This window comes from Streptomyces sp. URMC 126 (assembly GCF_051386555.1).
In the GTDB taxonomy this organism is placed as follows: Bacteria; Actinomycetota; Actinomycetes; order Streptomycetales; family Streptomycetaceae; genus Streptomyces.
In genome coordinates this window covers 1-23,127 of sequence record NZ_JBPQTX010000093.1, presented here as the reverse complement: position 1 = coordinate 23,127, position 23,127 = coordinate 1, and the positions used below count along the sequence as shown (strand labels likewise).

Sequence of the window (23,127 nt, the reverse complement as noted above, 5' to 3'; positions counted from 1 at the left end):
CCGCCACCCCCGCCGCCGCACCGGAACCCCGGCCCGCCGTGGCGGACACGGCGCCGGCGGCGGCCCCGGACGCCGAACTCACGCCCACCGAACGCGAGATCGCCGCCGTCTGGCGCGAGGTGCTGGGCCTCCGCGAGATCGACCCCGACGAGGACTTCTTCGAGGCCGGCGGGCACTCCCTGCGCGCCGTCCGGGTCCTGCTGCGGCTCCGCGAACGGCTCGGCGTCGACCTGCCGGTGCAGGTCTTCTTCGAGGCCCGCACGGTGAGCGCGCTCGCCGCCGTCTTCGACCGGGCCCGCGGCGCCGCCCCCGAGCCCCCCGCCGAGGACGACGACCTCGCCACCCTCACCGCCGACGCCGTCCTCGACCCGGACGTCACCCCCGCCGACAGCGCCCCGCACGACCCCCGGCGCACGGCCGCCCCCGAGCACATCCTGCTCACCGGCGCGACGAGCTTCCTCGGCGCCCACCTGCTCGCCCGGCTGCTGGACCGCACCACCGCCCGGGTGCACTGCCTCGTCGAGGCCGACGACCCCGCCGAGGCCGCCGGGGCGCTGGAACGCGCTCTGGCCCGGTACGGCGTCACCGTGCCGTGGGAGCGCGTCACGCCCCTCCCCGGCAGCCTCCGCGAACCCCGGCTGGGCCTGTCGCCCATCGCCTTCGCCCGGCTCGCCGCCACGGTCGACGTCATCCACCACGCCGGGTGCGATGCCAACCTGGCCCTGCCCTACGCCGAGCTGCGGGCGGCCAACGTGGGCGGTACCACCGAGGTGCTGCGGCTCGCCGCCCGCGACCGGGTCAAGGCCGTGCACTACGTGTCGTCGCCGGGCGTCCTCCTCGACCGCGACGCCGAACCCGGGATCCTGGCCCCGGACGGCCGGGTGCCCGCCGACCGCGTCCTGCCCTCCGGCTACGTCCGCAGCCGCTGGGCGGCCGAGGAACGGGTCGACGCGGCCCGCGAGCGCGGCATCCCCGTCTCCGTCTACCGGCCCGGCCGGCTCGGCGGCGACTCCACGACCGGCGCCGGCGACCCCGACTCCGCCTTCGGCCGGTTCCTCGCCGCCTGCGTCCGGCTCGGCACCGTCCCGGCCTACGGGCCGGACGCCGACTTCGACCTCGTCCCCGTCGACTACGCCACCGCCGCCCTCGCCGAACTGTCGCTGAAACCCGCGGCATTGGGCGGCACGTACCACCTCGCCCACCCGGTCCGCACCCGGTTCGCCGCCGTCGTCGAGCGGCTGCGCGCGGCCGGACACCCGCTGACGGAGACCGACCCGGAGGAGTGGACGCGCGCGGTGACCGCCGACCTCCTGGAGGCCGGCGGCGACGCCGACGAGTCCGTCGCCTCGGTCGCCGCCCTGGCCGGCGCCTCCCGGGGCATGCCCGGCTTCGGCAGCCTCCGCCTGGACGTCACCGGCACCCTCCGGGCGCTCGCCGGCGCGGTCCCCTGCCCGCCCCCGGACGGCCCGGCGCTGGACCGCTACCTCGACCACCTCACCGCCGCGGGTCCGCTGCCGCCGGCCGCCGGCTCCCGCACCCCCGGATCGGAGATCGTCATATGAGCGCCCAGAACGCCGAGCCCACGGTGGCGGGCCCACGGCTGCCCCTCCTGCCCGGGGCGGCGGCCGGGGGCCCGGCCGGGGCGCCGGAGACCGTCCCGCTGCACCTGGACGGCCCCCGGTGGCGGCGGCTCGCCGCACGCGCCGCCGAGCGGGGACTCGCCCCCGCCGCCGTCTTGGCGGGCGCGTTCACCGAGGTCCTCGCCCTGTGGTCGAAGGACCCGGCGTTCGCCCTGCGGTGGCGGGACGCGGCCGGCGCCCGCTCGGTGCCGGTCGACACCACGCCCGAGGGCACCTTCCTCGACCGGGCCCGGCGCCACGCCGAGGCCCCGCCGGCCGGCGCGGCGCCCGTACCGGCCGTGGAGTTCGCCGACGAACTCGCCGGCCCGGCCGCGCCGTACCCGGACGCCGGGCCGCCCGTCCTCGCCCTGCGGCTGCGGCCGGCGGACGACGGGGTGACCGCCGTATGGGAGAGCGCCCCCGGGACTCTTCCCGCCGGGATGACGGAGGACATGGCCCACTCCTGGTCCGCGCTGCTCACCGCCCTCACGGAGGACGCGGACGCCTGGACGGCGCCCGGCTCCCCGGTCCGGCTGCCCGCCGCCCAGGAGCGCGCCCGCGCCGAGGTCAACGCCACGGCCGCGCCCGTCCCCGAGGGACTGCTGCACGAGGCCGTGGGCCGGGCCGCCGCCCGCCACCCCGGACGCACGGCCGTCGTCGCCGGCGACCGCCGGCTGACCTACGCCGAACTCGCCTCCCGGGCCCGCCGCGTCGGCCGCCGGCTCCGCGAACTCGGCGCCCAGCCGGGCGGGTTGGTGGCCGTGTGCATGGAGAAGGGCTGGGAGCAGCCCGTCGGCATCCTCGGCGTCCTGGAATCCGGGGCGGCCTGGGTGCCCCTCGACCCCGCCCTCCCCGCCGAACGCCGGGAGTACGTCCTGGAGACGACCGGGGCCCGGATCGTCCTCACCCAGCGGTCGGTGGCCGGCCGGTGGACGTGGCCCGCCGGCGTCACCGTCCTCGCCGTGGACGACGACGCCGCGTGGGCCGGCGCCGACGACGGCCCGCTGGAGCCCGCCCAGACGCCCGAGGACCCGGCGTACGTGCTGTTCACCTCCGGCTCCACCGGCCGGCCCAAGGGCGTGGTCGTCCCGCACCGGGGCGCCCTGAACACCGTCCTCGACGTCAACGCCCGCTACGACGTCACCTGCGAGGACCGCTTCATCGGCCTGTCCGCCATGAGCTTCGACCTGTCGGTCTGGGACATGTTCGGCGCGCTCTGCGCGGGCGCCGCCCTCGTCCTGCCCGACCCGGGAGCCGAGCGGAACCCGGCGCACTGGCTGGACCTCGTCCGCCGCGAGGGCGTCACCACCTGGATGGGGGCGCCCGCCCTCTTCGAGCTGTTCTGCGAACAGGTCGAGCAGGACGACGAGCCGTGGGCCGACTCGCTGCGGCTGCTCATCCTCGGCGGCGACTGGATCCCGCTCTCGCTGCCCGCCCGCGCCCGGGACATCGCCCCCGACGTCCGGTTCGTCGGCCTCGGCGGCAACACCGAGGCGTCCGTGCTCTCCACCACCTACGACGTCGACGCCGTCGACCCGGCCTGGACCAGCATCCCGTACGGCAAGCCGCTCGCCAACCAGACCGTCCACGTCCTCGACGCGGCCCTCCGCCCCCGGCCCGTCGGCGTCCCCGGCGACCTGTACATCGGCGGCACCGGCGTGGCCCTCGGCTACTGGCGCGACCCCGAGCGCACCGCCGCCGCCTTCCTCACCCACCCGGAGACCGGCGAACGCCTCTACCGCACCGGCGACCTGGGCCGCTTCCTGCCGGACGGCAACGTCGAGTTCCTCGGCCGCGAGGACTTCCAGGTCAAGGTGGACGGCCACCGCATCGAACTCGGCGAGATCGAGACGGCGCTGCGCGCCCACCCGGCCGTCGACGCGGCCGTCGTCGTCGCCCTGCCCCGGACGGACGGCGAACCGGGCCACCGGGCACTCGCCGGGTACGTCACCCCCGCCGGCGCGGCCCGCCCCGAGCCGGCCGCGCTGCGCGCGTACCTCGCGGACCGGCTGCCGTCCTACCTGTGCCCCGCCCACCTGGCCGTGCTGGACACGCTGCCGCTGACCGCCCACGGCAAGGTGGACCGCGCCGCGCTGCCCGCCCCCGGCGACCGGCCGGCACCGGCCGGCGAGGACGCCCCGCGCACCCCCCTGGAGAGCGAACTCGCGGCCCTGTGGGGGGAGATCCTCGGCGTCGACCGGGTCGGCGTGCACGACACCTTCTTCGAACTGGGCGGCAACTCGCTGCTCGGCATCCGGGTGATGAACCGGCTGCGGGAGCGGCTCGGCGTCGACGCCGACCCGCACGCCATCTTCCGCCACCGCACGGTCGCCGAGCTGGCCCGGGCCGTGGAAGGGGAGCGGGACGGCGCCGCCGGGCACACCGGGCTCCCCGCCGTCCGCCCCGACCCCGGCGCGGCGCACGAGCCGTTCCGCCTCACCGACCAGCAGCAGGCGTACTGCGTCGGCCGCACCGGAGCCCTCTCCTCGGGCAACGTCTCCGCCCACATGTACCTGGAGTTCGAGGGCGCCGGCCTGGACCGCGCGCGGTTCGAGCGGGCCTGGCGGCGGGTGGTGGACCGGCACCCCATGCTGCGGGCCGTCGTCCTGCCCGACACCATGGAACAGCGGGTGCTGGAGACCGTGCCGCCGTACACCATGCCGGTGGTCGACCTCCGCGACGCCGGCGAGGACGCCGTACGGGACGGCCTGGCCGCCATCCGCGAACGGTACTCGCACGAGGTGCGGCCGGTGGACACCTGGCCGCTGTTCGAGGTCGTGGTGGCCGAGCTGCCCGACGACCGGTACCGGGTGCACTTCAGCATCGACGCCCTGTGCAGCGACTTCGCCAGCGCCCGGATCGTCTTCGACGACCTGACCCGCTGCTACGCCGACCCGGACGCCGAACTCCCGCGGCCCGCCCTCTCCTACCGGGACTACGTCCTGGCCACCGCGGGCCTCGACCGCACCGAACAGCACCGCGCCTCGGCCGCCTACTGGGAGCGGCGGCTCCCGTCGCTGCCGCCGGCCCCGCGCCTGCCCATGGTCCGCAGCCCCGAGTCGGTGACCGAGCCCCGGTTCGTCCGCCGGTCGGTACGGATCCCCGCCGAACGCTGGGACCGGCTGGTGGCCCGCGCCGGCGAGGCCGGCCTCACCCCGGCCGGACTGCTGCTCGCGGCCTACGCCGAGGCCCTCGCCCCGTGGGCCCAGGAACCCCGCTTCACCCTCAACGTCACCAACCTCAACCGGCTCCCGGTGCATCCCGAAGTCGACGCGACGGTCGGCGAGTTCGCGTCGTTCGCGCTCGTCGAGGTGGACGCCGCCGGCGGCGACGGCTTCGCCGTCCGCGCCCGCCGCGTCCAGGAGCGGCTGTGGAGCGACCTCAGCCACTCCTACGTCAGCGGCGTCCACCTCCTGCGTGAACTCATGCGCCTGCGGGGCGGGTACGACGGCGCCCTGATGCCGGTGGTCTTCACCAGCGCGGTGCCCCTCGCCGGCGGCACCGCCGGGCTGCTGGGCGGCCTGCTCCGCCAGGTGGGCGGCATCACCCAGACCCCGCAGGTGTGGATGGACCTGCTGACCGAGGTGCAGGACGGCGACCTCGTCGTCAACTGGGACGTCCAGGAAGCCCTGTTCGACCCCGCCCTGCTCGACGAGATGTTCGCCGGGCTCGGCGGCCTGCTGGAGCGGCTCGCCGACGACGACAGCGCCTGGACCGCGGCGGACCCCCTGCCGCCGTCCGCCCGGCTCGCCCCGGCCGCCGCCGGCTTCGGCGACGGCGGCACCCGCGAACTGCCCGAACGCCTCGTCCACGACGCCTTCCGGGAGCAGGTGGCGCTCCGGCCCGACGCCACCGCCGTCGTGGCCGCCGGCCGCACCCTCACCTACGCCGCGCTGCACCGCGAGGCCTGCCGCGTCGCCCACTGGCTGCGCGCCCGCGGCGCGGCCCCGGACCGGCCCGTCGGCATCGTCCTCGACAAGGGCTGGGAGCAAATCGTCGCCGCCTACGCCGTCCTGTACGCGGGCGCCCCCTACCTGCCCGTGGACCCCGACGCGCCGGCCGACCGGATCCGCGCCCTCCTCGACCGCTGCGGCGCCGGCCTCGTCCTCACCCGCCGCGGCCTGGCCGGGCACGCCGCCGGGCGGGAGGCGCTCGCCCTCGACGAGCCGCTCCCGGCGGACGTACCGGACACGACGGAACCGCCCGCGCCCGCCGCGACCCCCTCCGACCTCGCCTACGTGCTGTTCACCTCCGGCTCCTCCGGCCGCCCGAAGGGCGTGATGACCGAACACCGCGGTGTCGTCAACGCCCTGCGGGAGACCGTCGAGGAGTTCGGCGTCGGCCCCGGCGACCGGGTGCTCGCACTGACCGCGCTCCACCACGACATGTCCGTCTTCGACGTGTTCGGTGTGCTCGGCGCCGGCGGGACGCTGGTGATGCCCGAGGCGGAGCGGCGCCGCGAGGCCGCGCACTGGGCCCGGCTGCTGACCGAGCACCGGATCACCCTGTGGAACTCCGTCCCCGCGATGATGGAGATGCTGCTGGAGCACCTGGGCCCGGACCTCGGCGCCCTGGAGCCGCTGCGGCTGGCCTTCCTCGGCGGCGACTGGCTGTCCGTGCCCGCCGTCCGCCGGCTCACCGAGGAGGCGGACGTCGAGGTGGTGAGCGTCGGCGGCCCCACCGAGACCACGCTGTGGAACATCCGGCACCGCGTCCGCCGCCTGGACCCGGACCGGCGCACCGTCCCGTACGGCACGCCCATCGCCAACACCCGCTACCGGATCCTCGACGAGCGGCTGCGCGACCGGCCGGTCTGGGCGACGGGGGAGATGTACGTCGCGGGCGTCGGCCTCGCGCGCGGCTACTGGGACGACCCCGAGCGCACCGCCGCCGCCTTCCTCACCCACCCGGAGACCGGCGAACGCCTCTACCGCACGGGCGACCTGGGCCGCTTCCTGCCGGACGGCACCATCGAGTTCGTGGGCCGCGCCGACTTCCAGATCCAGGTCGGCGGCCACCGGATCGAACCCGGCGAGGTCGAGGCGGCGCTCCTGGCGCACCCCGAGGTGACGGCGGCCGTGGTGACGGGCCGCCGGGCGGCCGGCCGGCCCGGTCACCGGGGCCTGACCGGGTACGTGGTTCCGGCCGCCGGCGCGGACCGGGACGGGCTCGCGGCCCGGCTGCGCGACCATCTGCGGGGCGTCCTCCCCGGCCACATGGTGCCGTCCGCGTTCACGGTCCTCGACACGCTGCCGCTCAACGCCAACGGCAAGGTGGACCGGGCGGCCCTGCCCGAACCCGCCGCCGAACCGGCCGGCTCCCCGGACGCGCCCCGCTCCGCCGTCGCCGAGGTCTGCGCCGGCGTCTGGGCCGAGGTGCTGGACCGGCCGGCGGTCGGCGAAGACGAGAACTTCTTCGCCCTGGGCGGGGATTCGGTCCTCGCGACCCGCATCGTCACCCGGCTCCGGCAGGTCTTCACCTCCGACGGGATCTCGCTGCGGACGCTGTTCCTGTCGCCGACCGTCGCCGGGCTCGCCGCGGCGATCACGGCGGGGGAGGAGGTCCCCGGCCGCTCCGAGGCGGTCGCCGGGATCCACCTGAGGGTCTCCCGGATGACCCCGGAGGAGGTCGCCCGCGAGCTGTCCGCCCGCCGGGCCGCGGTGAAGGACGGTGCGGAAGCGTGAACCTGACGACGGATCAGCCGGCCGGGCCGCCGCTGCTGCACGAACGCGTCGCCCGCCGGGCGGCGGAGAGCCCCGACGCCGAGGCGGTGACGGCCGGCCGGGAACGGGTGACCTACGCCGAACTGGAGGAGTCCGCCGAGGCCCTCGCCGCGTACCTGCGCCGGCTCGGCGCCGGCCCCGAGACGCCCGTCGGCGTCTGCCTGGGCCGCACCCCGTGGCTCGTCGTCGCCGTCCTCGGCGTGCTGAAGGCCGGGGCGGCGTACGTGCCGCTCGACCCGGCGTTCCCCGCCGACCGCATGGAGTTCATGCTGCGGGACAGCGGCGCCCGCCTGGTCGTCACCGAGGACGCGCTCCGCGCCCGGCTGGAGGGCGGCCCCGCCTCGGTGGTGTCGCTGGACCGCGACTGGTCCCGCATCGCCGCCGCCGACCCGGGCGCCAACCCGCACACGGGCCCCGACGCGGGGAACCTCGCCTACGTCCTCTACACCTCCGGCTCCACGGGCCGCCCCAAGGGCGTCGCCGTCGAACACCGCAGCGCGGCGGCGCTCGTGGACTGGGCGCTGACCCGGTTCACACCCCGCGAACTGCGGTACACCCTGGCCTCCACCTCGCTCTGCTTCGACCTGTCGGTCTTCGAGCTGTTCGCCCCGCTGGCGAGCGGCGGCACGGTGGTCCTGGCGGAGACGGTCTTCCACCTGCCGGTGGCCGCCTCCCGGCGGCCGGTCACCCTGGTCAACACCGTCCCCAGCCTCCTCCTCGACCTGCTGGCCTCCGGCCCGCTGCCGGCCTCCGTGGTGACGGTCAACCTGGCCGGGGAGGCACTTCCGGCCACCCTGGCGCGGAAGTTGTACGGCACCGGGACCGTCGAGCGCGTGCACAACCTCTACGGCCCGACCGAGGACACCACGTACTCCACCTGGAGCACGGTGCCCCGGTGCTGCGCCAAACCGCTGATCGGCAGGCCGGTCACGGGAACGGACGCGTACGTCCTGGACGCCGCCGGCCGGCCGGTCCCGGACGGCGACGCCGGGGAGCTGTACCTCGCCGGTGCGGGACTGGCCCGCGGCTATCTGGGCCGGCCGGGCCTCACGGCCGAGCGGTTCCTCCCCGATCCGTTCTCCGGGGTGCCCGGGGCCCGGATGTACCGGACCGGCGACCTGGCCCGGCGGCTGCCCTCGGGCGAACTCGACTACCTGGGACGGGCGGACCAGCAGGTCAAGGTGCGGGGGCTGCGGATCGAACCGGGGGAGATCGAGGGCGCGCTGCTGGAGCGGCCGGAGGTCCGCAGGGCCGCCGTCGTCGCCCGCGGCGGCGCGGCCGACGCCGCCGGACTGGTCGCGTACGTCGAGTGCGACGGGCGGCCGGACCCCGCCGTGCTCAGGAAGCACCTGGGGAGCCGGCTGCCGTCCTACATGGTTCCGGCCGTGTTCGTGCCGATGGCCGCCCTGCCGCTCACCGTGACCGGGAAAATCGACGTCAACGCCCTCCCGGAACCGCCCGGCTGACCCGCCGTCGGGGCGGGGAATTCACCGGAACCAAGGGCGGCCGAAATTCTCGGCCGCCCATCGGAATAGCCGGAAATCGAGTGCTAAACTCGCGCCACCATGCGCGGTAAGGTGACCCTTACTCGATGAGGCGGCGGCTCGCCGGAATGAATTCGGAAACGATTGTCAATGCACCGCCCATGGCTCCGCCGGCCGCCGCAGCAACCCAACGGAGAGGCTTTAGTGAGCGCCACGGATACCGCGGTGGGCCGGCAGGCCCGCATCGTGCTCATCATCACCGTCGTCGCCTCGGCGCTATTGGTCATCGATATCACTATCGTTTCCGTGGCGCTGCCGTCGATCCAGTCCGATCTCGGCGGTTCGCTGGCCGCCCTGCAATGGATCATCATCGGGTACACGGTCACGTTCGGCGCCTTCCAGCAGGCGGCCGGCTCGCTCTCCGACCGGCTGGGCCGCCGGGTCATGTTCATGAGCGGCATCGCGCTGTTCACCCTCTCGTCCCTCGCCTGCGGCATCGCCCCCAACGCGCTGACGCTGGACCTGGCCCGCGGTGTGCAGGGCATAGGCGCGGCCTTCGTCCTGGCCAACGCGATGCCGCTGATCGCCCAGGTCTACGAGGGCCAGGCCCGCAACATGGCCATCGCCGTCTGGGGCACCACCCTCGGCGCCTGCGGCGCCGTCGCGCCGGTCATCGGCGGTCTGCTGGTCGACCTCACCCAGTGGCGCTACCTGTTCCTGATCAACGTGCCGATCGGGGCGGTCGCCCTCTTCCTCTGCCGCACCCGGCTGCCCGCCGACCCGCCGCGCTCCTCCCTGTCCGGCATCGACTGGACCGGCGCCGGCCTGCTCGTCCTCACCCTCGGCGTCGTCAACTACGCGCTGACCCAGGGCGAGGAGCAAGGCTGGGCGAGCGCCGCGACCCTCGTCCAGCTCGGGGTGGGCGTGGTGCTGCTCGCCGGATTCCTGGTCCTGGAACGGCGGGTGCAGGCCCCCACCCTCGACCTGACGCTGTTCAAGGTCCCCACCTTCGTGGCGGCCACCCTGATCGCCTTCTTCTCCCGCTTCGCCACCGTCGGCGGCTCGGTGTACTACATCCTGTACTTCCAGAGCGCCCGCGGCCTCAGCCCGCTGCAGAACGGCCTGCTGATGATGGCCATCTTCGCCCCCCAGCTCGGCATGGGCCTGGTCGCCGGCAAGCTCCAGGCCAAGTACTCGCCGTCGCACATCATCGCCGCGGGCTTCGGCATCCTCGCCGTCGGCGGCGTGGCCATGGCCTGGTCGTTCGACCGCGACACCACCATCTGGGCCGCCCTGCCCGGCCTGCTGCTCTGGGGCGTCGGCGGCGGGCTGGCCGGCAGCCCGTCGATGTCCCTCGCCGTGAACGTGGTGCCCAAGCAGCGCGCCGGCATGGCGTCCGGGGCCATCAACAGCCTCTTCATGTTCGGCGCCGGCACCGGGGCCGCCATCTTCGGCGTCCTCTTCCGCGCCCGCATCTCCGACCAGGCCGACGGGGAGCCCGTGCTGGCCGGAACCGACCACGACGCGATCGTCTCCGCCGCCGCGCAGGGCGACATCACCCGCGCGCTGGAGCACGTCCCGGACGCCGCCGCCGACCAGGTCCGCCGCACCCTGGAGACGGCCGTCTCCGACGGCGCGTCCACCGTGATGACCTGGGCCGCCGCCATCTGCGTGGTCACCGCGGCCGTCGCGCTGACCCTGGTCCGCAAGAAGGACCTGCTCACCGGCGCCCCCGAAGCGGAGAAGAGCCCGGGCAAGGCCGAACCCGAACCGGCCTGAGCCCCCGTCACCACCAGCCCGTCCCGCCCACGCCAGGAGCCCCCGCATGACCCCGTCCGGCCGCACCTCCCCGCAGCGCCTCCTGGTCCTGGGCGGTACGGGCTTCGTCTCCGGCGCCGTCGCCCGCGAGGCCGTCGCCCGCGGGCACGACGTCACCTGCGTGGCCCGCGGCACCGGCGGCGCGCCGCCCGCCGGGGCCCGCCTGCTGCGGGCCGACCGGGCCGCCCCCGGCGCCCTCGACGCCCTGCGCGGCACCGTGTTCGACGCCGCCGTCGAGACCGCCACCCTCGCCCTGCCCTGGGTACGGGCGGCGCTCGCCGCCGTGACCGCCGCCCACTGGACGTTCGTCTCCTCCATCAGCGTCTACGCCGACACCCACACCCCCGGCCAGGACGCCCGCACCGCACCGCTGCGGCCCGCCCTGCCCGACGACACGGCCGCCTACGACCCCGCCCGTGACCCCGAGCCGTCCCAGGCCCGGTACGGCGGCGTCAAACTCGCATGCGAGGCGGCCGTGCGGGAGGCGGCCGGCGACGACCGGGCGTTCGTCGTCCGGCCCGGGCTGCTCACCGGTCCGGGCGACGACGTCGGCCCGTTCGGCTACTGGCCGCTGCGGATGGCGCGCGGCGGCCCCACCGCCGTACCGCCCGCCGCCGGGGAGACGGGCCGCCCGCTCCCCGCCCAGCTGCTGGACGTCCGGGACCTGGCGGCGTGGATCGTCGACGCCGCCGAACAGCGGACCGCCGGGACCTTCGACGCCGTGGGTCCCGCGGCGACCCTGACGGACCTGCTGGCGGAGACCGCCGACGCGGTGGGCCGGGAGCCCGAGCTCGTCCCCGTCCCCGAACCCGTCCTGGCCGAGGCGGGCGTCCGGCCGTGGACCGGCCCGCACTCGCTGCCGCTCTGGCCGCCACGGGAGCTGTACGGCGCCCTCGCCCGGAACCCCGGACCGTCCGCCGACGCCGGGCTGCGCACCCGGCCGGTCGCCGACACCGCCCGCGCGGTACTGGACGACCGGCTGGGCCGGGCCGCCGGACGCCGCCCCCCGGCCGGCCTCACCCCCGTCGAGGAGGCCGCCCTGCTCCGCCGGCTCGGCCTCTGACCCCGCCCGACAGCACGTCACACCGGCCCCTGCAACCCCGGTTGCAGGGGCCGATGCCATCCTCGGTTGGCATACATCCGGCCATCGGCGTTGATACGTTCGGGCGCGATTTCGACGCCCCCTCAGGGGCTCACCCCCTTCGGACGCGCCCGTTCGGACCCCTGTTTGGATGCCCCCGCTCGCTCGGGGGCTCCCCCTCCCAGACGCCCCTGCTCCCCCAGGAGACGCCGTGGCCCCGGCAGCCCAGCCCATACCCGCCCCGACGGGCCCCGCCGCGCCGGCACCCGCACCGGCCGGACCGCTCCCCACGAGGCTCCCCTCGCTCACCGGCCTGCGGTTCGTCGCCGCCTTCGCGGTGTTCGCCGCGCACGCCTACTTCACCTTCTGGTTCGACGGCGTCTGGGAGGGCAACGAGGCGGCCACCTTCGCGCTGATCGTCGCCCGCTCGGGCGTCGCCTTCTTCTTCCTGCTCAGCGGATTCGTCCTGGCCTGGTCCGCCCGGCCGGGCGACCGCGCGGGCGCCTTCTGGCGGCGCCGCGCGACGAAGATCTACCCGACGCACGTCGTCACCTGGCTCGCCGCCCTGCTGCTCATCGACTGGGCGGGCGGCCAGGTCACGGCCCGGCAGGCGGTGCCCAACCTCTTCCTCGTCCAGTCCTGGTGGCCGGTCTTCGACGTCTACGACAGCGTCAACGGCGTCTCCTGGTCGCTGTCCTGCGAGGCCTTCTTCTACCTCGTCTTCCCGCTGCTCGTCCCGCTCGTCCGGCGCATCCCCGCCGCCCGGCTGTGGGCCTGCGCCGGGGCCGCGGCCCTCGCGGTGATCCTGCTGCCCGCCCTGGTCACCGCGGTGACCTCGGCCGAACCGTCGTTCTACGGACTGCCCACGACGCTCCACCGGTACTGGGCCGTCTACACCTTCCCGCCCGCGCGCCTCCTGGAGTTCGTCCTCGGCATGCTGCTCGCCCGGGCCCTGGCGGAGGCGGGCGGCACCCGCGTACGGTTCCGGCACGCCCTGCCCGCCCTGGCGATCGGCTACCCGCTCGCGATGTACGTGCCGTTCCTCTACGCCATCACGGCCGTCCTGGTGATCCCGATGGCGCTGCTGGTCCTCGCGGGCGCCGGCGCGGACGTCCGCGCGTCCCGCTCGCCGCTCCGGAGCCGGACGGCGGTGTGGCTGGGCGACGTCTCCTTCGCCTTCTACATGGTCCACATGCTCGTCCTCACCTACGGCTACCGGCTGGTGGACGAGAACCACACGGGCGGCGACGGCTTCCGGGCCTTCCTGGCCGTCACGTTCCTCGCCGTCTCGGTGGCGGTGTCGTGGGCGATGTACGCGGGGGTGGAACGCCCGCTGACCAGGCTGCTGGGGTCCGGGCGGCGACGGTCCTGACGGCCGCTTGGGGCGCCCGGAAATGAGGAACCGCCCCCGACGGGGGCGGGGGCGGTTCCTGTCCGTGGGGCGCGCCGGGCGCGCTCAGCCGGCCTCCGGCACCCGCCGGTGGACCGTGCCGTGCGGGGCCTCGCAGTGCCGCCCGCCGCCCGCCTCGCCGGAGCCGACGCCCACCAGCTCGCCGGGCGCCTCGCACACCTCCAGCGTCGCGTGGGTGATGCCGTACCCCGCGCGGAGGTCGGCCTGGACGGCGGTCCGCACCGTGTGGCAGTCGCCGCCCGGCTCGACCAGTACGTGCGCCGAGAGCGCCACCTCACCCGAGGTGATCTCCCAGATGTGCAGGTCGTGGACCTCCACCACGCCGTCCTGCCGCGCCATCCGGGCACCCACCTCGTCCGGCTCCATACCGGGGGGCGCGGCCTCCAGGAAGATCCGCCCCGAGGCGCGGACCAGGGACACCCCGGACCGCAGCATCAGGGCCACGACCACCAGCGTGGCGATGGCGTCGGCGCGGGTGAACCCGGTCAGCATGACCACCGCACCGGCCACCGCGGTGGCGATGAAGCCGTACAGGTCGGTGATGATGTGCTGGAAGGCGCCCTCCACGTTGAGCGAGGACCGGTTGGCCTTCGACATGCACCACGCGGCGGCGATGTTCACCACCACGCCCGACACGGCGGTCGCCAGCACCATGCCACCGCCGACCTCCGGCGGGTCGATCAGCCGCTCCACGCTCTCGTACGCCAGCCAGACGGACAGCAGCAGCAGGGTCAGCCCGTTGCCCTGGGCCGACAGGATCTCCGCGCGCTTCAGCCCGTAGGTGTAGCCGCCCTTGGCGGGACGGGCCGCCAGCCGCATCGCCACCAGGGCCAGCACGATGGAACCGGCGTCGGACAGCATGTGGGCGGCATCGGAAATCAGGGCCAGGGAATGGGCCAGGAAAGCGACGACGACTTCCACCGCCATATAGGCCAGGATGAGGCCGAGCGCGATGCTCAGCCAGCGCCGGTCCGCGTCGGCGGCCACGCCGTGGCTGTGCCCGCCGTGACCGTGGCCGTGGTGGTGTCCGTGCCCATGGCCATGGTGGTGACCGCCGTGGGCGTGGGAATCGTGCCGGTGACCCTCCCCGTCCGCCGTCGTGTCGCCGGCATGCCGGTGCGCCTGTTGCATGAAACCCCCTCGTTCCGGGCTGGGCAGGGAAAGTGAAGCGCATTGTTTCGGCGATTTCAAAGGCTGCAATGGAGACGGTTATCAAGAGCGCCGTCCCATGCGGTAATTTCCCGTTTTCTTTCCCCGGCATTCCGGACGGGACCACCCCGTCGGTGGCCGGAAAACACCGGCGCACGACGGAGAACGCCAGGAAACGGCGTGGCGGCGACGGTATCCGGACAGATCGCGGCGGCGGGGCGGCGTGGGCCCGGGTTCGCGGGGTGATGACGGGCGGAGAGGGGGCCGGGACCGGCCGGAGACCGCGGCCGGTGGCCGTCGTACGGGACGAGGGCGGGTGGTACGCCCGAAGCGGCTTTTCCGCGGCGGTGGTTGGGCAACGGACCGGAGGCGGGGCGTGGGCCGGTGTGCCGAACCCGGCCCGGAACCCGGCTGCCCGCTCTGTTCGGCGAAGCCGGAAGAGGGGCGAGGGGAGCGAGTGGAGTGTGGCGGGGGGCCGGGAGATCGCGAAGGGGGCTCACAGAGGAAGAACGGGAAGCCGGAGAGCGGTGGGCGACGCGGGCACTTGGGAGCGGACGGCAGCGCGTGAATGAGAACCGGGCGAGCGAATCCGCGACTTGGGGGGCCCGGCGGAAAACGTCGTGGACGCGTCTGCTCATCGGCGGTGCGTGGACTCCCGTTTCCCCGAGGGTTCGCTCAAGTACGCGAGCGGTTCGAAGGGGTGCGCGGTGGTCGCCCTCGCGGCGGACGCGGGCGTGCCTTCGCGGCGCTTCGGCCCAAGGCCGCCGAGAACGGCGGACGGGCCTTCGCCCCCTCCCCGTCCTTTCCCTCCACCGCCGGTTCCCTTTCGGCCCCCGGTACGCGCTCGCGGTGGGCTCGTGGGGTGCGAACGTTCCGCCATCCGCGTGGTGAATCCGCTCGCGCCCTACGAGAAGCGAGACTTCGCCGGACACTTTTTCCGATGCTTCGTATCAGCGTAACGACGGGCTCCTCAATCGCCCGGAGGTCGCTGGAAATCCGGCGTAGCGGGCCCCGCGGGGCCACGGCCCGGTGCACCGGACCACCGGGCCGTACGCCCAGGAGGTTCTGCCATGTCCCTTCTTCCCGCCACGCTGAACAGCGCGGCCGTACTGGCCGCCGCCACGGGACTCACAGGCGCCGTCACCTTGCTGGCGGTCGTCGTCGCCTCCGTCGCCGCCCGCAGTCCGCAACGCCGCAGGGACGCCCGGGCGACCCTTCGCATCCTGGTCAGGCGGCGCCCGCGGCGGTGACACGCGGCAGCCGCCGCGGGGATGGCGACCAGTCACCCAGCGCGGTGCCGGGGTGGTTGCCCCAAGTGTGTGACGGGCCAACGGGGTTGTGCGTGCGGCGGGTGCCGGTCCGCGCGAACCGGCAGGGAGGGGCGGCTACTCCCCGGCATTCAAGGTCATCGGGGAGGAGCGGCCGGTACTCGAAACCGCCGAGGCACGGGTCCGGGTCCGCGCCGCCGGCGCCCGTCTCATGAACGTCTCCGGCGCCGTGCCGGCCCGCTCGGCCCGGACGTGCCGGCGTCGCCGGGGGGCGTCGGCGCGTCGCCGATCACCGGCCCGGCGGCGAGTACGGCCGCGTCCTCCGCCGACGCGGGCGGCACCGCGTCCGGAGCGGGCGCCCGCCCCTCAGGCCGCCCCGCCGAAGAGCTGGGTCCAGTACGTGCCCGCCGGGCCGCCGCCCGCGAAGCCGACGCCGAGGTGGGTGAAGTCCGGGGTGAGGATGTTGGCGCGGTGGCCGGGGCTGTTCATCCAGCCTTCGACGACCTCGGCGGGGGAGCGCTGGCCGCAGGCGATGTTCTCGCCGATGGAGCGGTGGACGCAGCCCGCCGCGACGGCGCGGTCCCAGGGCCGGCCGCCGTCCGGCGCCGTGTGGGAGTGGTAGCCGCGTGCCGCCATGTCCGCGCTGTGCGCCTGGGCCGCGGCCGTGAGCCGTGGGTCGCCGTCCAGCGGACGCAACCCGGCGGCGGTCCGGTGGACGTTGGTGAGGGCGAGGACGTCGGCGGCCGTGCGCGCCAGCCCTTCGGCCGTGAACGGCCGGGCCCACAGCGCCGTCCAGAAGGTGTCGCCGGTGCGGGCGTCCACCGCGCGGGCCACTCCGGTCGCCGTCAGGGCGGGGTCCCGCACCGGGCCCGACGACCGGGCGTCCCTAAGGCAGAACTCCAGGAAGGCGGCGGGTGATCGCGGGCCCGACACCAATGACTCCGCCAGCCCGAGGTAGGCGTAACCACACGCTGTGACCTGCTGGAACACCGAGATGCCGGACGGCCCCTCGGAAGTCGGCCGGCCCTGCCGGGCCATGCCGTCGGCGTGCCGGCGCGCGGCCTCGACGAGCCGCGCGTCCACGCTCACCGGCGGCACGCCGGCGCGGGCGCGCTCGGCGTTGACGAGGGCGGTGAACTCGCGCGCGTCATCGGGTACGGAATCGGGGCCGGGTGCCGGGTCGGGCGCGGGGCCGGGCTCGTCCGCCACCTCGATGCCGAAGTCGCGCGCCACACCGGCCAGCCCGTCCGCGTACCCCTGCCCGAGAGCGCGCAGCTTCCAGCCGGGCCCGCGCCGGTAGACCTCGGCGAGGAGCAGCACCGTCTCGTCCGTCGGCCGCGGCGGCGCGAAACGGGCGAGCGCGCGGCCGTCCGGCCCGGTGATCCGCAGGTCGGGGAGGGGCAGCGCGGCCGGCCGGGTGCCCGGCTCCTCGGGGCTGACGACGACCGTCAGACGGCTCGCCCCCGGGCGGAGGGCGGTGCGGTCGACCGTGACCCGGCCGGGACCGAGCCGGACGCCGGGCGCCGACGGCTGGTTGTAGAAGACGAAATCGGCGTCACCGGCCACCTTCCCGTCCGCCCCCGTGATCAGGACCGACACGTCGTAGGGGCCCTTCACCTCCACGGTCAGGGCGCCGTCGGGCAGCTCCAGGGTGGCGCCGGGGACCAGCGTGCTCATCGTTCATCACGTCCTCGCCGTACGGGAAACGGGACGCGGCCCCCGCCGGCGCCCGCTTCCCACCGATGGGAACGCCGGGGGAGGGGGCGCCGGTTCCCGCGCCTGTCGTCGTCCCGCCATCGGCGCGTTGTTACGCTGCCGGTATGTCCTCTCTGCCGTCGGTCGACGACATCCGTGCCCTTCACGAGAAGTACGCCCCCACACCGGAGGCGTTCGACCTCGTCTACACCCACTGCCGCGTCGTCGCGGAGCTCGCCGAGGGACTGCGGGCCGGGGCGGCGCCGGAGGCGGACGCGGAGTGGGTGCGGGCGGGGGCGCTGCTGCACGACATCGGCGCGTACGAGCTGTTCGACGCGGACGGCGGGCTGCGGCTCGGGGAGTACATCCGGCACGGGGTGATCGGGCACGGGATCCTGCGGCGGGAGGGGTTCCCGGAGCGGCTGTGCCGGTTCTGTTCGTGCCACATCGGGGTCGGCGTCACGCGGGACGACATCCGTCGGCAGGGACTGCCGCTGCCGGAGGCGGACTACGTCGCGTCGACGCTCGAAGAGCAACTGGTCATGTATGCCGACAAGTTCCATACGAAGAGCGACCCGCCGGCGTTCCTCTCCGCCGACACCTACGCGGCCGGGCTGGCCCGGCTGTTCGGGTCGGGGAAGGCCGACGCGTTCCAGGCGCTGCGGGACCGGTTCGGCGAGCCCGACCTCGACGGGCCCGCCGCCCGGTACGGGCACGTACGGCGCTGAGACCGTACGGCGGGCCGGGCCCGGCGCCCGCGGCCGGGCGGCGCTCAGCAGGAACAGTCCGGGACGCTCTCCAGGTAGGCCGTGGTGTCGGTGCGCCGCGCGCGGTTGACGGCCGCGAGCCGCTGCCAGGTGCGGCTGTCCATCGTCCGGGCCCAGTCGCTCATCGACCGTACTTCCCAGGCGTCGTGCTCGCCGGGGTCCAGCACGATCCGGGACAGCGCGTCCCGGCCGAGCCGGCCGCCGTCGAAGACGAACCCGGCCTTCGCCACCGGCCACTGCCCGGGCGGGGCGAAGTCCACCGCGAGGAGCCGCGGGCGGCCGGTGAAGACGATGCCCGTCTCCTCACGGCACTCCCTTACGGCGGTGCCGAACGGGCTCTCGCCGGGATCCATGTCCCCGCCCGGGAACTGCCACAGGCCCTGTTTCACCGAGGACCGCAGTTGCAAGGGGCGGTCCTCGGTGTCGGTGAAGAACAGTGCCGCGTACACGGCCGCCTTGGGCAGGCCGGCGACGTACTCGGCGAGCGGCAGTCGCGGTTTTCCCACCTGAACTCCTTCGCTTCCGGGCGGAGGTCCGGTCTCCAGGATGGGGCAACGGGCGGCGGGACGCGCCGAGTTGCGGGAAACCGGCCACCCGGCGCGTTTCCGTGCCGCCCGGCGTGCGGCGCCCGCGGACGCCCCTTGCGCGGGTAATCGGGCACGGGAATCAGAGGGCCGACGGAGCGCGTGGAGAAGGGGCGCGGGCGGCGGCGACGCCACGGAGCATCGGGGCCTCCTGAGGATGGGGGGCTGCTGTGACGGGGTGACGCGGCGGGTAGGGCGCGAGACGGTCCGGCGGGTCGGAACGGACCGTCTCCGGTACGGGCGGGGCGGTGGCCGTGATCGGGTCGGTGAACGGCGGCCGTGCGTGGGGGTGTTGCGCGGCCGATACCACACCGAGCCGTGGGCGGCGGTCGCCGCTAGAGCACCGCGCCGGGGCGGGTCCGCCCGACGGCCGGCGAGCCCCGGAGGATGGAACCGAACAGGTCCTGCAGCTCCGGGCACGGGTCGACGCCGTACTCGTCCGCCAGCAGGCGCCGTGTCTGGTGGTAGACCTTGAGCGCCTCCGCCTGGCGGCCCGCCCGGTAGAGGGCCTGCATGTGCAGCCAGCTCAGCCGCTCCCGGGTGGGGAACTTCATGCTGAGCGTCGCCAGGTCGGCGGCGATCACGGAGTAGTCCTGTTCCTGGGCCAGTTCGGCTTCCCAGCGGCTCTCCAGGGCCAGCAGTCGCAACTCCTCCAGGCGGGCCGCCGCCTGGGTGCCCAGCGCGTCGTCGCACATCTCCGGGTAGGGCGTGCCCCGCCACAGGGCCAGGCAGGACTCCAGGGTGCGTCCGGCGGCCTGGTGCCTCCCCTCCAGGAGCAGCCGGCGGCCGTCGCGGAGCAACTGTTCGAAACGGCAGACATCGATGCGTTCGGGTTCCACGGCGAGGACATAACCGGAAGCCTCCCTCCGCAGAATCCGGTTACGGCACCGTGGTGGACTGCTTGGTTCCAATTTCCTCCGCAGATTGGACACATAGCTGTGCAGAGTCGTCATCACGGCACTCGGCGGGTTGCGCGGCCATACGGCCTCGGTCAGCCGTTCCGTGGTAACCGCTTCACCCGGTGTCAACAAAAGAGCGGCCAGTACGGCGCGTTGACGTGCCGGCCCCAGATCCACGGGCAGGCCACCGGCCCGGACCTCCAGCGGACCCAGAACGCTGATCTGTAACCCGGTGGTTATGGACATCGGCGCTTTCCTCCTGTCACGACTCCTGAACGGTGGCCGGCTCCCGGGAATGGTCGTTCCCGCCGGCCCCGGGACCGTTTCCGCGCATGACGGTCGGAGGCGCACGCGCGTTCGCACCTCCGACGCCAAGTGTGCCCCTTTTTGCCTGACGTGGGCAGTCGGGCTTCCGTTCCCGGACGGATGATGATCCAACAGGACCGCTCCGTACGCACCAGTGCCTACGGGGCATGCTCGACGAGAGAGGTCCCATTGACACAAAAGGACCTTGCATAAACGTGACGAACAACACGTGCGGGACGTAAGACCGCTGGTGCGGCGCACGGGAACCGGCGGCGGTGCCGGATCCGGTCCCTCCGGTCCGTCCCCCTCCGGATTCCCCTCCGCCGTCTTCCCGCCGGCCGTCGGCGCGGCTCTCCCGTCGCCCCCCGTTCGGAAAGGGTTCACGCCGCCGACGGTACGTCAACGGACCGCTGCGCATTTCCTCTTCGTAATTCGGCGGACCGCATTGTCGCATTCTTGTTTCCAGAGTGACCGGTTCCGCGTCCAAGAGCGATCCAAGACGGCTTCAAGACGCCGCCAAGACGGCCGCGCTAGGGTGCCCGAAGTCGTCCGGAGAAGTCCGCGAAAAAAGCGGTGAAGGGCCGCGGCGTATTCATGTCCGAGTGTGCAGCCGGGTAACGGGGGAGCAGCCCAATGAGCCATTCCGATCGCCTTGCGCCGGAACCGCCCCGCGCCCCGGACAAGACGGTGGCCGTCGTCGGAATGGCAGGCCGTACCCCGTGGTCTCCGGACCCCGCGGACATACCGCGGGCGGGCGCGGACGAAATGGCGGGGGAACCCGTCCCGCCCGCCGATTCCTGGAGTGGTCCGGCATTATTCGAGCCGGAATTCTTCGGCCTCTCCGCGCAAGAGGCCGGACGGCTCGACGCGGCGGGACGGCTGCTGACCGAACTCGCCTACGCCGCACTGGAGAATGCCGGTGCCGCGCCCGGCGCGGGCGATATCCCGGCCGGCCTCTTCCTCGGCACCCCGGACTCCGTCCCGCCCGGCCCGGTCACGGAGACCGTCGCCGCCGCCCTGCGCCTGACCGGTGCCGGCGCCGCGCCGGCGGTGGCCGCGCCCGCGGCCGGCGACGCGCTCCCGGAGACCGGCGCGTCCCCGGCCGCCGACACGTGCGCGCCGGCCGGTGCGGAGGACGGCCCCGTCGCCCGCGCCGTACGGAGCCTGGTTGCCGGCCGGCACCCCCTCGCCCTCGCCGCCGTCGCGCGCGTCGGCTCGACGCCGGCGTCCGGCGCCTTCGCCGTCGTGCTCAAACCGTGGGCGGACGCCGTGCGGGACGGGGACCGGATCCACTGCCTGGTACGGGCGGAGGCGGACGGGCCGGAGAGCGCGGCCGGTGACGCGCCGCCGGGCCCCCGGGACGCGGAGGACGGCGCTGTCACCGGGTTCCTCGCCGCGCTGGCCGCCGTCACCCGGGACGGCGGTGACGTTCGGGGCGGCGTGACCGTCGGCGGCGTCCGGCTGGAGGCGCCGCGCGCGCCCGAGCCGGCGGACGCGACGGCGCCGGACGCCGCGACCGGCCCCGATTCCGCCGCGCCGGGCTCCGGCGTGGATCCCGCCGCCGAGCACGACGTCGAGCACGACGCCGACCGTGCCGCTGCCTCCGATACCGCTGCCCCCGCCCCGGCCTCCGGCGCAGAGCACGACACCGACCGGACAGCTGCCCCCGGCTCCGAGCCCACGCCCGCCCTCACCCCCTGGCCCCTCTCCGCGCACTCCGAGGGCGCGCTGCGCGCCCAGGCCCGGCGCCTGCTGCGGCACGTCGGGGAACACCCCGAGGACGGTCTCGCCGACATCGGCCTCTCCCTGGCCACCACCCGTACCCCGCTCCGGCACCGCGCCGTCCTCCTCGTCGCCGACCGCGCCGACGCCGTCCGCGCCCTGACCGCCCTCGCCGAGGGCGACGGCACGCCCGGGACCGTCCGGGGCGTCGCCCCGGCCGCCGGCGGGACCGGCGGCCGGCCGGTGTTCGTCTTCCCCGGGCAAGGCGCCCAGTGGGCCGGGATGGCCCGCGAACTCCTGGACTCCTCCGCCGTGTTCCGCGACCACGCGCACGCCTGCGCGGCGGTGCTCGACCCGCTCACCGGCTGGTCGCTGCTCGACGTCCTGCGCGACGCGCCCGGCGCTCCCGACACCGCACGGGTGGACGTCGTCCAGCCGGCGCTGTTCGCCGTCATGGTCTCCCTCGCCGCCCTCTGGCGTTCCCACGGCGTGGAGCCCGCCGCCGTCGTCGGCGCCAGCCTCGGCGAGATCGCCGCCGCGCACGTCGCCGGCGCCCTGTCGCTGGAGGAAGCCGCCCGCGTCGTCGTGCCCTGGAGCGCCGCCCAGGCCCGGGTGGCCGGCCGCGGGGACATGGCGTCCGTCCTCCTGCCCCGGGACGAACTGACCCCCCGCCTGGCCAGGTTCGGCGACCGGCTGGTATTCGCCGGCGCCAACGGGCCCCGCGCCACCCTCGTCTCCGGCGAGCGCCCGGCCGTCGCCGAACTGCTGGACGAACTCGCGGCCGACGGCGTCCGCGCCCGCAAGCTGAGCAACGGACTCGCCGCCCACTCCCCGCAACTGCACGAGGAACAGAGCCGGTTGCTGGCCGACCTGCGGGACGTCACGCCGCGCCCGTCGGACGTGCCGTTCTACTCCTCCCTCACCGGCGGCCGCCTCGACACCCGGCGACTGGACGGCACCTACTGGTGCCGCAACATCGCCGAACCGATCCGCTTCGACGAGGCGGCCCGCGCGCTCGTCACGGCCGGCCACCGGACGTTCGCCGAGATCTCGCCACACCCCGTCCTCACCGCCGGCCTCCAGGACACGCTGGACGACGCCGGGGCGGGCGCGGACGGCGTCGTCGTGGAGACACTGCGCCGGGACCACGGCGGGCCCGGCCGCTTCCTCGCCGCGCTCGCCGAGCTCCACGCGCACGGCGTGGACGCCGACTGGACGGCACTGCCCGTCCTCACCGGCGCCCGGCGCGTCGACCTGCCCTCGTACCCCTTCCGGACCACCGCCCCCGACGCGGGGCGGGGCTCCGCCCTCGCCCGGCGGCTGGCACCCCTGCCCGCCCCCGAACAGCTTCGGCTGCTCGACGAGTTGGTGCGCTCACACGCCTCCCACCTGCTCGGCGGCTCCGGCTCCGCCCCCGGCGCCGGGGACGACCGGACGTTCCGCGAACTCGGCCTCGACTCCGCCGCCGGCGTCGCCCTCCGCAACCGGCTCCGCGACGCCACCGGCCTCCCGCTGCCCACCGGCCTCCTCTACGACCACCCCACGCCCGCCGCCCTCGCCGAGCACCTGCGCGCACTGCTGCTCGACCCGCGCCCCGAGCC

14 protein-coding genes and 1 pseudogene are annotated in these 23,127 nt (G+C 75.1%); 10 read left to right on the top strand and 5 right to left on the bottom strand.

Going from position 1 to position 23,127, the window contains the following annotated elements; translation table 11 throughout:
• The 6 genes from ACSNOK_RS14160 to ACSNOK_RS14135 all read left to right on the top strand — a co-directional run.
• Positions 1–1,562 (top strand): thioester reductase domain-containing protein (locus ACSNOK_RS14160; RefSeq protein ID WP_436780995.1); only part of this gene is annotated, 1,562 nt, incomplete at its 5' end.
• A complete protein-coding gene (locus ACSNOK_RS14155; RefSeq protein ID WP_436780994.1) occupies positions 1,559–7,303 on the top strand; it encodes an amino acid adenylation domain-containing protein in 5,745 nt (1,914 codons plus the stop codon). The genes ACSNOK_RS14160 and ACSNOK_RS14155, both read left to right, overlap by 4 nt.
• Positions 7,300–8,808, top strand: a complete 1,509-nt coding sequence (locus tag ACSNOK_RS14150; RefSeq protein ID WP_436780993.1) for an amino acid adenylation domain-containing protein — start codon at positions 7,300–7,302, stop codon at positions 8,806–8,808. The genes ACSNOK_RS14155 and ACSNOK_RS14150 overlap by 4 nt, the downstream gene beginning before the upstream one ends.
• 222 nt (positions 8,809–9,030) lie before the next feature.
• Entirely contained in the window at positions 9,031–10,605 is a 1,575-nt protein-coding gene (locus ACSNOK_RS14145) for an MFS transporter (RefSeq protein ID WP_436780992.1), read from the top strand.
• 46 nt (positions 10,606–10,651) lie between these two features.
• Positions 10,652–11,707: an NAD-dependent epimerase/dehydratase family protein gene (locus tag ACSNOK_RS14140; protein WP_436780991.1), complete on the top strand. Its 1,056-nt coding sequence runs from the start codon at positions 10,652–10,654 to the stop codon at positions 11,705–11,707.
• 229 nt (positions 11,708–11,936) lie between these two features.
• A complete protein-coding gene (locus ACSNOK_RS14135; protein WP_436780990.1) occupies positions 11,937–13,097 on the top strand; it encodes an acyltransferase family protein in 1,161 nt (386 codons plus the stop codon).
• An 84-nt stretch (positions 13,098–13,181) separates the two neighbouring features.
• On the opposite strand, the gene ACSNOK_RS14130 is transcribed toward ACSNOK_RS14135, so the two are convergent.
• Positions 13,182–14,123: a cation diffusion facilitator family transporter gene (locus ACSNOK_RS14130; RefSeq protein WP_436780989.1), complete on the bottom strand. Its 942-nt coding sequence runs from the start codon at positions 14,121–14,123 to the stop codon at positions 13,182–13,184.
• 9 nt (positions 14,124–14,132) lie between these two features.
• On the opposite strand from ACSNOK_RS14130, the gene ACSNOK_RS14125 reads away from it, so the two are divergent.
• Positions 14,133–14,303, top strand: a complete 171-nt coding sequence (locus tag ACSNOK_RS14125; RefSeq protein ID WP_436780988.1) for a hypothetical protein — start codon at positions 14,133–14,135, stop codon at positions 14,301–14,303.
• 1,052 nt (positions 14,304–15,355) lie between these two features.
• Positions 15,356–15,535 (top strand): hypothetical protein, encoded by a 180-nt coding sequence (locus tag ACSNOK_RS14120; RefSeq protein WP_436780987.1) that lies wholly within the window; start codon positions 15,356–15,358, stop codon positions 15,533–15,535.
• Positions 15,536–15,919: 384 nt separating this feature from the next.
• Here ACSNOK_RS14120 and ACSNOK_RS14115 read toward each other — a convergent pair whose 3' ends face one another.
• Complete coding sequence (locus ACSNOK_RS14115) at positions 15,920–17,230, bottom strand: CAP domain-containing protein (RefSeq protein ID WP_436780986.1); 1,311 nt, start codon at positions 17,228–17,230, stop codon at positions 15,920–15,922.
• Between the two features lie 143 nt (positions 17,231–17,373).
• Between ACSNOK_RS14115 and ACSNOK_RS14110 the strand changes: the two genes are divergently transcribed.
• Positions 17,374–17,976: an HD domain-containing protein gene (locus tag ACSNOK_RS14110; protein WP_436780985.1), complete on the top strand. Its 603-nt coding sequence runs from the start codon at positions 17,374–17,376 to the stop codon at positions 17,974–17,976.
• 44 nt (positions 17,977–18,020) lie between these two features.
• On the opposite strand, the gene ACSNOK_RS14105 is transcribed toward ACSNOK_RS14110, so the two are convergent.
• From ACSNOK_RS14105 to ACSNOK_RS14095, 3 genes and pseudogenes are all read right to left on the bottom strand, one after another.
• Complete coding sequence (locus tag ACSNOK_RS14105) at positions 18,021–18,521, bottom strand: NUDIX domain-containing protein (protein WP_436780984.1); 501 nt, start codon at positions 18,519–18,521, stop codon at positions 18,021–18,023.
• Positions 18,522–18,934: 413 nt separating this feature from the next.
• Positions 18,935–19,438: an AfsR/SARP family transcriptional regulator gene (locus ACSNOK_RS14100; RefSeq protein ID WP_436780996.1), complete on the bottom strand. Its 504-nt coding sequence runs from the start codon at positions 19,436–19,438 to the stop codon at positions 18,935–18,937.
• Positions 19,439–19,453: 15 nt separating this feature from the next.
• Positions 19,454–19,744, bottom strand: a pseudogene (locus ACSNOK_RS14095) (AfsR/SARP family transcriptional regulator); the annotation flags it as partial.
• Positions 19,745–20,437: 693 nt separating this feature from the next.
• Here ACSNOK_RS14095 and ACSNOK_RS14090 point away from each other — a divergent pair.
• The coding region (locus tag ACSNOK_RS14090; protein WP_436780983.1) for an acyltransferase domain-containing protein at positions 20,438–23,127 on the top strand (2,690 nt) is incomplete at its 3' end.

Excerpts from the sequence above, each read along its gene's own strand:
- ACSNOK_RS14155 (WP_436780994.1), top strand. The coding sequence starts at position 1,559 with ATGAGCGCCCAGAACGCCGAGCCCACGGTGGCGGGCCCACGGCTGCCC.
- ACSNOK_RS14115 (WP_436780986.1), bottom strand. The coding sequence starts at position 17,230 with ATGAGCACGCTGGTCCCCGGCGCCACCCTGGAGCTGCCCGACGGCGCC.
- ACSNOK_RS14140 (WP_436780991.1), top strand. The coding sequence starts at position 10,652 with ATGACCCCGTCCGGCCGCACCTCCCCGCAGCGCCTCCTGGTCCTGGGC.
- ACSNOK_RS14110 (WP_436780985.1), top strand. The coding sequence starts at position 17,374 with ATGTCCTCTCTGCCGTCGGTCGACGACATCCGTGCCCTTCACGAGAAG.
- ACSNOK_RS14120 (WP_436780987.1), top strand. The coding sequence starts at position 15,356 with ATGTCCCTTCTTCCCGCCACGCTGAACAGCGCGGCCGTACTGGCCGCC.